Origin of the sequence: Micromonospora sp. DH14 (assembly GCF_029809455.1) — a bacterium.
Taxonomy (GTDB): domain Bacteria; phylum Actinomycetota; class Actinomycetes; order Mycobacteriales; family Micromonosporaceae; genus Micromonospora; species Micromonospora parva.
This window is the reverse complement of the sequence record NZ_JARVKT010000012.1, coordinates 44810-57668: the sequence shown is the minus strand read 5'-3', so window position 1 is coordinate 57668 and position 12859 is coordinate 44810. Positions and strand designations below refer to the sequence as shown.

Below are 12859 nucleotides of genomic sequence, written 5' to 3'. Positions count from 1 at the left end.
AGGAGATGATCGATGCAACGGCACCTACCGGGTCGGATCGCCCTGGCGGTGCTCGCCGGAGCGGCGATGGCGATCGTGCCGGTCGGCCCGGCGCAGGCGCACGTCTCGGTCAGTCCCGCGCAGGCCGCGCCGGGCGGGTTCACCACCCTGACGTTCCGGGTGCCGAACGAGCGCGCCGAAGCGGCGACGACGAGCGTGCGCATCGTGATGCCCCAGAGCACACCGATCACCTCGGCGGCGGTCCACAAGCTGGCCGGGTGGCGCGCGACAGTCGAGGACGGCCCGCTCGCCACGCCGGTCAAGGTCGGCTCGGCCACTGTCACCGAGGCGATCACCTCGGTGACCTGGACGGCGGCAACCGCGGAAGACGCCATCGACGGCAACCAGTTCCAGGAGTTCAGCGTCTCCGTGGGACCGCTGCCCACCACCGGCGACCGGATCGTCTTCAAGGCCCTCCAGACGTACGCCGACGGCGTCATCTCACGGTGGATCGAGGAACCTCCGGCCGGCGGCCCCGAGCCGGAGAACCCCGCCATCGTCCTGCGCCTGACCCAGGCGGCGGCCGGCGGCGTCGACGAACACGGAATGCCGATCACCGCGGCCCCGCCGGCGGCCGTCGCCGACCGCCCGGCCGGGGTCGCGCTGGCTGTCGCCGTGGCCGGTGTCGTCCTCGGTGCGGCAGCGCTGCTGTTGGGTCTTCTCAACCGGACCCTCGGCAAACCACGCCGGTAGCCCGCCCCACACATTCAGTGATAGTCGGTCGGCAGCGCCACCGGGTTCCCGCCTCAGCGGGGATAGCCGCCCGCCGGCAATTGCCGAGCGGTCACGGCAGGAGCGCATCGATGCGCCCTAGCCTGTGGACACGACGTCCGACGAGTGGAGGCTCACATGGCAGCCGACGGCCTGGTACATGTCCTCACCCTGTGCGGCAACTGCAACTGCGGATGCCCGGAGTTGTACATCGACCCGGAGGCGCCCGCCGAGCAGCGAGTCGTCATCACCGATGACTTCGGCAACGCCATCCGGCTCAGCGGCGGCCAGCTCAGCGACATCGTCGGTCTCGCCCGCTCGGGCGCTCTGGACGACGTAGCCTCCGCCTAGGTTGGATTCCGGCAGGCCCCGCATCCGGTGCGGGGTGGTGAGTCACCGCCCCTCGGATGTCCTCGACGAGCGGTGGCCGACCGGTCCCCGTCGGGTGGTGCCCGATCCGATCTCCGGCAACCCCTGGCTCAGCGGGTGGTGGCCGCAGCGAGCCCTGCACCTGGTTGACGTTCCGGGCTTCCGGACGGTGCTGCTCGGCGCCTGCCCCCTGCCGCCCCGGCTCCTCGCCGAGCAGGTAGGCCATGCCGTACGGCACCAATCGTTCGGCGCGCTCGCTCGACTGCCCGGCAGCTACCTCACCTTCGTCCGCACGCCGTACGGGACGTACGTCGCCGGTGACGTGGCCGGTGTCCTCCGGCTCTGGCTCGGTGACGGGATCGCCGGCACGCGTGCGCCGGACTCCACCGCGATCCTCCTGCCGGAGGCCACCGGGGCACTTCTCTACGACGACGGAGCGGTCCGCTACGAGCGGTAGTGGACGCCACCCGCAGCCGAGACACCAGCGACGATCACGGGGCCACTCGTCGCGCACCGGCTCCGGATGGCCGTGCGCTCCCGGCTCGACCTGCTCGGCTCCAGCCAGGAGCACTCGGGACGGATCGCCCGCCGGCTCGCCGACGGTGAATCCGTCGGTGTGGGCACGTCGATGCTGCTCTCCCCCGCCGGGCTGGACACGATCCTCGGCCCCGGCCCGCGCCTGCGCAGCCCCACCGGGCGAAACGCCAAGGCGCATCGCCTCCGACTGGTACGCGCGCAGCCGTCGTTCTCGCCGAGCCCGGCCGGCCTGTGCGTGCACCGCCCCCTTCTCGACGCCCACGTGCTGGAGGCCGCCCTCGCCACCCGAGAACGGGACGTCCAGCGCGGCAGGTTGCGTCGAGAGGCGGTGTTGGTTCTCGATCGCATGTCCCGCGAATGAGCACGATCCGTTGAACCTCTTCGACCTTCACCGCGTACCATGGGGCGGAGCCGGGCAATGCCACCGCAGGACCATCCGCGGTGCGCCACCCAGGGTCGACACCGGGGCAAGGTGTCACCTCCGTTCCTCACCGCACATCGTGCGGATCCGGCTGAGTCGAAAGAGGTCTCTCGTGCAATCGACGTACCAGGTTCGGGGTATGACCTGCGGACACTGCGCCCAGGCCGTGACGTCCGAACTCACCACACTGCCCGGCGTCCAGAGCGTCGAGGTCGATGTCGAGGCAGGCAGCGTCACCGTCGTCAGCGCCGAAGCGTTGTCCAACGCCGAGGTGCAGCGGGCGGTGGACGAGGCCGGCTTCGAACTGGCTGACACCCCCGCGTGACCACCACCGTCGACCGGTTACTCACCTCCCTGGCGATCGGGGGCATGACCTGCGCGGCCTGCGCCAACCGCATCGAGCGCAAACTCAACCGGATCGGCGGCGTACGGGCCACTGTCAACTTCGCCACCGCCACCGCCACGGTGGAGCACACCTCGGCTGTTCCGGTGCCTGACCTGGTGGCGACCGTGACGGCGATGGGCTACACCGCCCGGCCCCCCGCGCCCACGACCAATGCTGAGAACGACGATCCGGCGGCGAGCGACGCTCAACAGCGGTTAGTCGTCGCGGCGGCGTTCGCCGCCCCGGTGCTGGCTTTGTCGATGGCACCAGCTATCCAGTTCTCGTACTGGCAGTGGGTGGTTGCCGCGCTGAGCGCGCTGGTCGTCGCCTGGGCGGGTTGGCCGTTCCATCGAGCAGCGCTGATCAACGCCCGCCACGGCGCCGCCACGATGGACACGCTGGTCTCCCTCGGCGCACTGGTCTCCTTCCTGTGGAGCCTCTGGGCCCTGGTGGGCACCCCCGCCGGTCGGCCGGGCCTGCGGATGAGCCTGTCCTGGTTCTCCGGGCACGACCATCCGCTGTACTTCGAGGTCGGCGCGGCCCTGGTGACCTTCCTGCTGGCCGGACGTTGGCTGGAGGCGCGGGCCCGGCACCGGGCTGGTTCGGCTGTGCGTTCGCTTGCCGAGTTGGGCGCGAAGGACGTCGCCGTCCTCGACGCGAACGGCACCGAACGGCGGACCCCGATCACCGACCTGCGGGTCGGTGACCTGTTCGTGGTCCGCCCCGGCGAGAAGATCGCCACCGACGGGGTGGTCGAGGCTGGTGTGAGCGCGGTCGACGTCGCCCTGCTCACCGGGGAGAGCGTCCCGGTCGAGGTGGGCCCGGGCTCGGCGGTGACCGGCGCCACCGTGAACACCGGCGGTCGGCTCGTCGTGCGGGCGAGCCGCGTCGGCGCCGACACGCGGCTCGCGCAGATCACCCGGCTGGTGACCGAGGCACAGGCAGGCAAGGCCCGGATACAGCGCCTCGCTGACGAGGTCGCCGGGATTTTCGTCCCGTTCGTGCTGGTGATCGCCCTGGCCACCTTCGCCGGCTGGCTGGTCCTCGCCCCCACCGCGACGGCCGTGGGGGTGGCCGTGGCGGTACTGATCGTCGCGTGTCCGTGCGCTCTCGGCCTGGCCACACCCACCGCGCTGCTCGTCGGCACCGGTCGCGGCGCGCAACTCGGTGTGTTGATCCGCGGGGTGGCGGCGCTGGAGTCCGCCCGCCGCATCGACACCATCGTGCTCGACAAGACCGGCACCCTGACCACCGGCCGGATGCGGGTCACCGGCGTGCACCCCTCGCCCGGGGTGGGCCGCGGCGATCTGCTGCGCTTGGCCGCAGCGGTCGAGGCGTGTTCCGAGCATCCGGTCGCGCACGCCATCGTGATCGCCGCCGGGGCCGAGCAGGGGGTGGACCTGCCGCAGGCCGATGGCTTCCGCGCCGAGCCGGGGCTCGGGGCTCGGGGCACCGTCGACCAGATGCGGGTCACCGTCGGAAACGCCCGGCTCCTGGCCCTGGACGGCATCGGTGTCGACGAGGTGACGGGCTCGGCGGACACGGTGGTCTACGTGGCATGGGACGGCGAGCTGCGGGGCTGGATCACCGTGGCCGACACGCTGCGGGAGTCCGCTGGGCCGACGGTGCGACGGCTGCGCGAACTTGGCCTGCGACCGGTCCTGCTGACCGGTGACACCCTCGCCGCGGCGCGAAGCGTCGCCGCGCAGGCGGGGTTGACGGAGGTCATCGCCGAGGTCACGCCCGAGGCAAAGGCTGCCACCGTGCGGCGACTGCGCGGCGAGGGCGCGGCGAGGGCGCGACGGTGGCCATGGTCGGCGACGGAGTCAACGACGCGGCCGCTCTCGCCGAAGCCGACCTCGGCGTGGCGATCGCGACCGGCAGCGACATCGCCATCGAGGCCAGCGACGTCACGATCGTCCGCGCACATGCGGGCACCGTGGATCTCACCGCGGTGGTCGACGCGCTGACCCTGGCCCGGGCGACCCTGCGGACCATCAAGGTCAACCTGTTCTGGGCGTTCGCCTACAACAGCTTGATGATCCCGCTGGCCGCCGTCGGACTGGTTACCCCGATGCTCGCCGCCGCCGCGATGGCCTGCTCCAGCCTGCTCGTCGTCCTCAACAGCCTGCGCCTGTTCCGCTGGCTACCGACAAACCTGACGGCCGCCGAGACGACGGAGCAGAAGGCGACAACAGTCGCCCCACATTGATCCACTGATCGAGTTCGTCCGTATCGATAAGCGGAACGGTGACGTAGGCTCATCCGGAACCTACGACAACGTCGTCAACCCCTGATCGGGTCGTGGTGTTCAGCACGCCGGCCAGAACCGGACACGGAGGTACCAGGTGACCGACGACGACGCGGAGATCACCGCCTGGGCTCTCGCGGCGGGCCGGGGCGACCAGGAATCGGCCACCCGCTTCATCCGGGCGACCCAGCAGTACGTGTGGCGGTTCGTCGCCAACCTGATCAGCCCCGCCGAGGCCGACGATCTGACCCAGGAGACGTATCTGCGGGCGATGCGCTCGTTGCCGTCGTTCGCCGCGCGCTCGTCGGCAAAGACCTGGCTGCTCGGGATCGCCCGGAAGGTGACGGTGGATCACGTCCGCGCGGCGACGAGACGTCCGCGCACCATTGAACTGTCGGACTGGCACGATGCCCCGGACGCACGCGGCAGCACCTTCGACGGTGCGGTCGTGCTCGACGATCTCCTGTTCTCGTTGGCGCCGGACCGACGCGAAGCGTTCGTGGCGACCCAGATCCTCGGCCTGTCCTACGCCGAGACCGCTGAGGTGTGCGGGTGCCCGGTCGGCACCATCCGCTCCCGGGTCGCCCGCGCTCGGGAAGATCTGGTAGTCGCGGTGAACGCGAACCCTCAGCCGGTGCGGCGACAGCACGGCAGGGCAGCCAGCTGACGGCGACCAGCGCGACTGTGCCACACCACCGATTTCCGGGGGAACCGAGACGCCCCCTCGACCGACTACCGGTACATGGGGTGCGAGCAGTGGCGTGAGATCCTGTCGGCGCAGCTGGACGGCGAGGAGACCCCCGCCGAAAAAGCAGGGGCCGACGCTCACCTTGACGGGTGCGCGACCTGCCGGCGGTGGTACGACCAGGCCGCGGCGGCGACCCGGCGGGCTCGCGTCAGGCTGAGCACGCCCGTGCCCGACCTCAGCCACGTCATCCTCGCCACGCTCCCCGCGCCTCGACGACTGCGAGATCGCCTCGTGCTCCCCCTGCGAACCGGGCTCGCTCTCATCGGCGCGCTTCAGTTGGTGCTGGGCTTGACCCAGATCGGCCGCGGGCCGTCCGCCACGCACGTCCACGACCCTGTCAGCACGATCGGCTCCGGGCACCTGTGGCACGAGGCCGCCGCCTGGAACATCGCCGTCAGCGCCGGGTTTCTCTTCGTGGCGGCCCGGCGTACGCCCCCCACCGGGCTACTGCCGACACTGAGTGCCTTCGTCGGCACCCTGTTGCTGCTCTCGGTCAATGACCTGATGACCGGTCGAGTGGAACCCTCCAGGCTGGTCAGCCACGGCTTCCTGCTCGCCGGGTACCTGATCGTCGTCGCGTTGTCGCAGACCAGGCGGCGCCTGGACGGGCCTCCGACGCGGGGCCGCACCGGTCGCCCTGCCTGGCACCTGGCCGCCGGCGACGAGCCGCCGGCCACCCCGCCAGGGCTGCGACTGGTGCCACCGCACCCGGGCACCGCGCAGGTCGGCGACCGACCAGCAGCCTGACCTGCTCGCACGGGCCCACCACCACGTCGGGGCGTCCGTCGCAGCGGCTACGAGCGGGTGACGGCGATTACGTGCCAGCCCGGAACTTTAGGGCTGCGGCGACCGACCAACGAAGCAGCAAGCAACCATCGGAGGAAGAATTCATGCGCACCACCAGCCCCATCGGATTGCGCCGACGTTCGGCCATCATCCTGCCCACCGTCGCTGCGCTCATGGCGTTCGGTGCCGCCGGGTGCGGCTCATCCGACTCGTCGTCGACCGCGCAGCCGAGCCCGTCCGTGTCGGCCAGTGCCGGTGCTGGCGTGGTCGCGATTCGCGACCCGTGGGTGAAGGCGGCCGACAAGGGCATGACGGCGGCCTTCGGGACCCTGGTCAACGACGGCGACACGGATGTCACGGTGACGGGTGCCACGACCGATTTGTCGCCGATGGAGCTGCACGAGATGGCCATGAAGGACGGCAAGATGGTCATGCAGGCCAAGCAGGGCGGCATCGTGATCAAGGCCAAGAGCACGCATGCGCTGGAGCCCGGCGGCGACCACCTCATGCTGATGAACCTCACCAAGCCCGTTCAGGCTGGTGACGAGTTGACCTTCACGCTGACCTTCGCCGACGGTAAGACCCAGCAGTTCAGCGCCGTGGCCAAGCCGTTCACCGGCGCCCAGGAGAGCTACGCACCCGGGCACGGCGAGCCCATGCCCAGCATGAGCGCCACGCCGGGGATGAGCATGAGCCCGGCATCGTGACACAGACGCCACCTGTCCGGCCGGTGAGCAGGCGTGGCCTGCTCACCGGCGGGGCTTTGGCCGCCGGCGGGGTACTGGCCGGTGGGGCCGCCGTTGCCGCAGCCCGCGCTGGAGAGACCGGACCATCATCGGTCGCTACCGCCGACACGACGCCGGTAGCGAGCGTCGGTGCTCTGGTCGAGCCGTTCCACGGTGTCCGTCAGGCCGGCGTGGCCACCGAACCGCAAGCACACGCGTCGTTCGTGGCACTCACGCTGCGGGCCGACACCGACCGGGCCGCGCTCGGTCGGATGCTGCGGCTGCTCACCGACGACGCCGCCCGCCTCACCCAGGGCAAGCCGGCGCTGGCCGACACCGAGGCCGAACTCGGGCTGCTGCCCGCCCGGCTGACAGTGACGTTCGGTTTCGGGCCCGGCCTGTACCGTGCCGCCGGCGTCGACGAACGGCGGCCAGCGTCGCTCAGCGACCTTCCCGCGTTCCGCATCGACCGTCTCCAACCGGCCTGGTCCGGTGGAGACCTGCTGCTGCAGATCTGCGCGGACGACGCCATCACCGTCGCCCACGCCCAGCGGGTCCTGATCAAGGACAGCCGGCCATTCGCCACAGTCCGGTGGGTCCAGCAGGGCTTCCGCCGCAGTCCCGGCGTCGAGCCGGGCGGCCACACCCAGCGCAACCTGTTCGGCCAGCTCGACGGCACGGCGAACCCCCGCCCAGGGGCGCCATTGGACAGCGCCGTCTGGGTTCCGGACGGACCTGCATGGCTGCGCGACAGCACCACCCTCGTCGTCCGGCGCATCAGCATGAACATGGAAACCTGGGATCTCCTCGGCCGGACCGACCGTGAACTCGCCGTCGGGCGGCGACTCGACACCGGCGCCCCGCTGACCGGGACCGCCGAGCACGACGAACCCGACTTCGCCGCCACCGGCCCGGACGGCCTCACCGTCATCCCCGACTTCTCCCACATGACCCGCGCCCACGTCACCGACGATCGGCTGAAGATCCTGCGCCGGCCCTACAACTACGACGGGGTGCCGACCGCGGAGGGTCACGCGGACAGCGGGCTGATCTTCACCTCGTACCAGGCGGACATCGCCCGGCAGTACCTGCCGATCCAGCGCCGGCTGGCCGAGCGGGACCTGCTCAACGAGTGGACCACCCCGATCGGGTCCGCTGTCTTCGCCATCCCTCCCGGTTGTCCACCGGGAGGATGGGTCGGCGAGCAGGTGCTCGGATGAATCGCGCCAACCGGAGTGTCGCCATGACCGTGCCGCCGTCCCGCCCCACCGTCGTCCGGCTCGGCGCGGCGATGCTCGCCGTCCTCGTGGCGCTACTCATTCCGGCCAGCCCGGCCTGGGCGCACAACACGCTGCGGTCGGCGGCGCCGGTTCAGGAGTCGACCCTGTCCAGCGCCCCTACCGAGATCGTGCTCGAATTCGTCGAACGGCTCGACCCGACGTTCACCACCATCGTGCTCACCGATGCCGCCAAGCGGAAGGTACCCACGGGCGACCCGGTGGTCGGTGGAGCGAAGGGGTCGGTCCAGGTGAGCGAGGCGCTGCCCAACGGCACCTACACCGTCGCTTACCGGGTCGTCTCCACCGACGGTCACCCGGTCCAGGGGTCGTACCCGTTCACGGTGGCCGACCCCAACTCCAGCGCCGCGCCGATCGTCAGCACCACGACCGACGCACCGTCCGCCGCCGCGTCGGTGCAGGACGACGATGGGACGGGCGTTGGCGTTCTCGTCGCCGGCGGCGCGCTGGCCATCCTGGTCGTGGTGGTTGGCGGGCTGCTCTGGCGACGGAAGGCCCGTCGCTGACCGGACCGCACTCCCGCGGTTGCGTCACGTCACCACTTCACAGGTCAAGGTCAACACGTGTCCGACACAGATTCCCAGCAGCTCGCCGGCCACGATCCGGGTAACGCCCAGACCATCGTCTCGGCACCAGCGGGGCCGGTGACGATGGCCACCGGCGGGCCCCGGTCCACCGCGTTCGACTGGTTGACCATTGTCGCCATCTGCGCCTCGGGGGTCGCTCTGCTGCTGCTCGGCCTGCGGGTCGGAGGTGCCCTCACCGCCGCGATCCCGGGCCTGCCCGACGCGGGACCGACCACAGCGTGGACGCTACCGGTCGTTCGCCTGCTCTCCGACGGCCTCGCCACCGTCACCGTCGGCATGCTGGTGACCGCCGCGTTCCTCCTTCCGGGCGACGGGCGCAGCGTCTCGCCGCACGGCTACCTGCTTCTGCGGCGGGCGAGCGTTTCTGCGCTCGGGTGGGCGGTGGCGGCGCTGTCGCTGATGGTGCTGACGGTTTCGGATCTGCTCGGCCAGCCGCTGGAGACGCTCAAGCCCGCAACGGTCGTCAGTTTCGCCACCACCATCTCGCAAGGCCAGTCGCTCCTGCTGCAGGCGGGGTTGGCCCTGACCGTGGCAGTGCTGGCCCGCGCCGGGGTGTCCCGAGGGCTAGCCGCGACGGTCACGATCCTGGCCCTGGTCGCGGTGCTGCCCCCGGCTTTCACCGGGCACTCCGCCGGAGCCGGTAACCATCAGATCGCGGTCACCAGCCTGGCCCTGCACGTTCTCGCCGCCGCGACGTGGGTCGGCGGGCTCGTCGCCCTGCTGATGGTGCGGCGCAGCCGACTACTGGCAGACGCCGCAGCCCGCTACAGCCGCCTCGCCCTGGGCTGCTTCGTCGCCGTGACAGTGAGCGGACTGGCCAACGCCGCCGTCCGCCTCGGCACGGTCGAGCAGCTCTGGCAGTCCCGCTACGGCTGGCTGGTCCTCGGCAAGCTCGCCGCCCTGCTGATCCTCGGCGCGCTCGGCGCGGCACACCGCTCCCGCACCCTGCCAGCCTTGCGCGCCGGGAGGCCCCGGGCGTTCGGCCGACTGGCCGCCGGCGAACTGATCGTGTTCGCCGCCACCGTCGGGCTGGCGGTGGCGCTGTCGCGCAGCCCCACCCCCATCCCCGTCTCCGGCATCGACGCCGACCCGATCACCGAACTGCTCGGCTTCTCGATGCCCGCCGCGCCAACCGCGGGGAACCTGCTCGGGCAGCCGCTGCCGGACATGTTCTTCCTGACCCTCTGCGCTGTCGGGATCGGCGGGTACCTGGCTGGTGCGCGGCGGATGCACGCCAATGGGCACCGCTGGCCGGTCGCTCGTACCGCGAGCTGGGTGGGCGGGCTGCTGCTGCTCGCCGCGAGCACCAACCTTGGTGTCGCCCGCTACGCGTACGTGCTGTTCAGCGCCCACATGGCCCAACACATGGTGCTGTCGATGCTGGTGCCGATCCTGCTGGTCGGCGGCGCACCGGTCACCCTCGCCCTCCGCGCCCTGCGCCGGCCAGCCGACCCGCAGGTACGCGGTGCCCGGGAGTGGCTGCTGATCGCGGTGCACAGCCCGCTCACGAAAATGCTCACGCACCCGCTCGTCGCCCTGGGCATCTACACCGCCAGCCTGTTCGGCCTGTACTTCAGCGACCTGCTCGGCGTCCTGATGCGCTCCCACCTCGGCCACCTCGCGATGCTCACCCACTTCGTGGTCGCCGGCTATCTGCTGTTCTGGGTGCTCATTGGTGTCGACCCCGGCCGCCGACGCCTCCCCCACCCCCTGCTGGTGATCATCCACCTGGCGTCGATGATGGCGCACGGCTTCTTCGGCCTGGTCCTCATGCAGACCACCACCCTGATCGCGCCCGACTGGTACATCGCCGTGCACCCCACCTGGGCGTCGTCGCTGCTCGCCGACCAGAAACTCGGTGCCGGCATCGCCTGGGCGTTCGGAGAGCTACCCGCCGTCGTCGTCATGATCGTCCTCATCCGCCAGTGGATCCGCGCCGACCAGCGCGAACAGGCCCGCCTGGACCGGGCGGCCGACCGGGCGGACGCCAACGGCGAGGAGGACGATCTCGCCCGATACAACGCGCTCCTCGCCGCGGCAGGGCAAGCCGACAGTGATCCACGGGGCAAGGCCGGGCCCGACCAGCGCTGACCCGGATCCCCATCCAGGTCCGCCACATTGGTGGGAACCGCCGGGGCGATTTGGCCGACTACCTCACTGGGCCGGAGCTGACGCGACGAACCACCGGGCGACCATGCCAGCAGGAGGAACACCCACCGGGTGCTTCTCGCCACATTCCGATCGGACGAACATGTCTCTCACCGAGTTGTCCGGCGCACCGACGCCGGAACCCGCCACAGCCGCCGAAACACCGGCCCGACCGGCTCGGCGTACGTCCCCGTTCGGCGCGCTGCTGCTGCGGCTGCACTTCTACGCCGGCATCCTCGTTGCCCCGTTCCTGGTGGTCGCCGCACTGACCGGCCTGGCGTACACCACCACCCCGCAACTCGACAAACTCCTCTATGGCGACCAACTGACCGTCGCCCAGGTGGGTGACCGTCCGCTGCCGCTGGCCGAGCAGATCGGAGCGGCACGAAACGCGCACCCCGACGGCAGCATCGCCACCGTGCAGCCCGGCGACGGCGACCAGACCACCCGCGTGACGTTCTCCCTGCCAGAACTCGGCGAGAAGCAGCACACCGTCTACGTCGACCCGTACACCGCGCAGGTCAAGGGACAGCTGACCACCTGGTTCGGGTCCACCCCGGCCACCACCTGGCTGGACGACCTGCACCGCAACCTGCACCTGGGTGTGGTGGGCCGGCACTACTCCGAGCTGGCCGCGAGCTGGCTGTGGGTGATCGCGCTCGGCGGGGTCATCCTGTGGTGGCGTCGGCGCAGCGCCTCCCGGGCCACCGCCCGGCACCTGCTCGTGCCGGACCTGTCCGCCGGCAAGGGCGTCCGCCGCACCCGGGGTTGGCATGCCACCACCGGCATCTGGCTCACCATTGGGCTGCTGTTCCTCTCCGCGACCGGGCTGACCTGGTCCCGCTACGCCGGGGCGAACTTCGGCGCCGGCCTCGACGCGCTCCAGGCCCGCGCTCCGGAAATCTCCACCAGCCTCACCGCCGATCCCGCCGTGCCAGCCGAGACCGGTGGCGCCCACGAGCACGGTGCCGCCGGGGCGGGTGGCGTCGTCGTGTCGGCAACCTTCGACCAGGTGTCGACGGCCGCCCGCGCCGTCGGTCTCTCCGGCCCGGTCGAGATCGCCCCGGCGGCGGAGCCGGGCTCGGCCTGGACCGTCACGCAGGTCGACAACACCTGGCCGGTCGCGAAGGACAGGGTCGCCGTCGACCCCGCCACGGGTACGGTCACCGCCCGCAGCGACTTCGCCGACTGGCCCCTGTTGGCGCAACTGAGCGGCCTCGGCATCCAGGCCCACATGGGGATTCTTTTCGGCCTGGTCAACCAGATCCTGCTCGCCGCGCTCGCCCTCGGCCTGCTCTGCGTCATCGTCTGGGGGTACCGCATGTGGTGGCAGCGCCGGCCCACCCGCGCCGACCGCCGGGCGATCGCCGGCACCCCGCCGGCGCGCGGCGGCGTCCGGGGTCTGCCGCTCTGGGCGCTGCTCATCGGCGTACCGGTGATCGCGGCGATCGGGTGGGCGCTGCCATTGTTCGGGCTGACCCTGCTCGCCTTCCTCGTCATCGACGTCGTCATCGGTGCGGTGTCGCGACGACGGCGTCCCGCCGCTGTCCCCACCTCCCCGGCGCCAGCGGGCAGTTGACGCACTGACGGAGTTCGGCCGCCCGGCCGCCGACTGGGCGGCCGAATCCCGCGTCTGGTGGGTGAGGATCCAGTGGACCGTCGGCCGATCCACCAGCGGCCGGCCTGTGCCGTACCGAGGCGGCGGCGGAAGGAGACGCATGGCGGGGGTACACATCCTGGCGGTGGGTCTGGCGGTGACGGTCTGCCTGCTCATGAGGGCCACCCGGCGTGTTCCCCAGCCACCTGAGCAAATCTCCATCGACGAGACCGAGGTGCCGTCATTCCCCGGCGAGT

The 12859-nt window shown here is 71.2% G+C and carries 12 protein-coding genes and 1 pseudogene; all 13 read left to right on the top strand.

The window, feature by feature from the left end:
• Window positions 1-12 precede the first annotated feature (12 nt).
• The 13 genes and pseudogenes from QCZ28_RS17545 to QCZ28_RS17480 all read left to right on the top strand — a co-directional run bounded on the left by QCZ28_RS17545 (window position 13) and on the right by QCZ28_RS17480 (window position 12584).
• Complete coding sequence (locus QCZ28_RS17545) at window positions 13-732, top strand: YcnI family protein (RefSeq protein WP_279517638.1); 720 nt, start codon at window positions 13-15, stop codon at window positions 730-732.
• 156 nt (window positions 733-888) lie between these two features.
• Entirely contained in the window at window positions 889-1101 is a 213-nt protein-coding gene (locus tag QCZ28_RS17540) for a hypothetical protein (RefSeq protein ID WP_091285924.1), read from the top strand.
• A 37-nt stretch (window positions 1102-1138) separates the two neighbouring features.
• Window positions 1139-1576 (top strand): hypothetical protein, encoded by a 438-nt coding sequence (locus QCZ28_RS17535; RefSeq protein ID WP_279517637.1) that lies wholly within the window; start codon window positions 1139-1141, stop codon window positions 1574-1576.
• Between the two features lie 66 nt (window positions 1577-1642).
• Entirely contained in the window at window positions 1643-2017 is a 375-nt protein-coding gene (locus tag QCZ28_RS17530) for a hypothetical protein (protein ID WP_279517636.1), read from the top strand.
• 151 nt (window positions 2018-2168) lie between these two features.
• The gene (locus tag QCZ28_RS17525; RefSeq protein WP_279517783.1) at window positions 2169-2402 is read left to right on the top strand and encodes a heavy-metal-associated domain-containing protein; all 234 of its coding nucleotides are present in this window, start codon (window positions 2169-2171) and stop codon (window positions 2400-2402) included.
• A 44-nt stretch (window positions 2403-2446) separates the two neighbouring features.
• Window positions 2447-4674 (top strand): annotated as a pseudogene (locus QCZ28_RS17520) (heavy metal translocating P-type ATPase).
• Window positions 4675-4810: 136 nt separating this feature from the next.
• Window positions 4811-5380: a sigma-70 family RNA polymerase sigma factor gene (locus tag QCZ28_RS17515; RefSeq protein ID WP_279517635.1), complete on the top strand. Its 570-nt coding sequence runs from the start codon at window positions 4811-4813 to the stop codon at window positions 5378-5380.
• Window positions 5381-5455: 75 nt separating this feature from the next.
• On the top strand, window positions 5456-6208 hold the full coding sequence (locus QCZ28_RS17505; RefSeq protein WP_347815113.1) for a zf-HC2 domain-containing protein: 753 nt from the start codon (window positions 5456-5458) through the stop codon (window positions 6206-6208).
• Between the two features lie 143 nt (window positions 6209-6351).
• Window positions 6352-6954 (top strand): copper chaperone PCu(A)C, encoded by a 603-nt coding sequence (locus QCZ28_RS17500; protein WP_279517634.1) that lies wholly within the window; start codon window positions 6352-6354, stop codon window positions 6952-6954.
• Window positions 6955-6977: 23 nt separating this feature from the next.
• Window positions 6978-8192, top strand: a complete 1215-nt coding sequence (locus QCZ28_RS17495) for a Dyp-type peroxidase (protein ID WP_279517633.1) — start codon at window positions 6978-6980, stop codon at window positions 8190-8192.
• A 23-nt stretch (window positions 8193-8215) separates the two neighbouring features.
• Window positions 8216-8776, top strand: a complete 561-nt coding sequence (locus QCZ28_RS17490; protein WP_279517782.1) for a copper resistance protein CopC — start codon at window positions 8216-8218, stop codon at window positions 8774-8776.
• A gap of 57 nt (window positions 8777-8833) precedes the next feature.
• Window positions 8834-10948, top strand: a complete 2115-nt coding sequence (locus QCZ28_RS17485) for a cytochrome c oxidase assembly protein (RefSeq protein WP_279517632.1) — start codon at window positions 8834-8836, stop codon at window positions 10946-10948.
• 160 nt (window positions 10949-11108) lie between these two features.
• The gene (locus QCZ28_RS17480) at window positions 11109-12584 is read left to right on the top strand and encodes a PepSY domain-containing protein (RefSeq protein ID WP_279517631.1); all 1476 of its coding nucleotides are present in this window, start codon (window positions 11109-11111) and stop codon (window positions 12582-12584) included.
• Window positions 12585-12859: the final 275 nt, after the last annotated feature.

Excerpts from the sequence above, each read along its gene's own strand:
- QCZ28_RS17505 (WP_347815113.1), top strand. The coding sequence starts at position 5,456 with ATGGGGTGCGAGCAGTGGCGTGAGATCCTGTCGGCGCAGCTGGACGGC.
- QCZ28_RS17500 (WP_279517634.1), top strand. The coding sequence starts at position 6,352 with ATGCGCACCACCAGCCCCATCGGATTGCGCCGACGTTCGGCCATCATC.
- QCZ28_RS17480 (WP_279517631.1), top strand. The coding sequence starts at position 11,109 with ATGTCTCTCACCGAGTTGTCCGGCGCACCGACGCCGGAACCCGCCACA.
- QCZ28_RS17540 (WP_091285924.1), top strand. The coding sequence starts at position 889 with ATGGCAGCCGACGGCCTGGTACATGTCCTCACCCTGTGCGGCAACTGC.
- QCZ28_RS17490 (WP_279517782.1), top strand. The coding sequence starts at position 8,216 with ATGACCGTGCCGCCGTCCCGCCCCACCGTCGTCCGGCTCGGCGCGGCG.
- QCZ28_RS17530 (WP_279517636.1), top strand. The coding sequence starts at position 1,643 with ATGGCCGTGCGCTCCCGGCTCGACCTGCTCGGCTCCAGCCAGGAGCAC.
- QCZ28_RS17545 (WP_279517638.1), top strand. The coding sequence starts at position 13 with ATGCAACGGCACCTACCGGGTCGGATCGCCCTGGCGGTGCTCGCCGGA.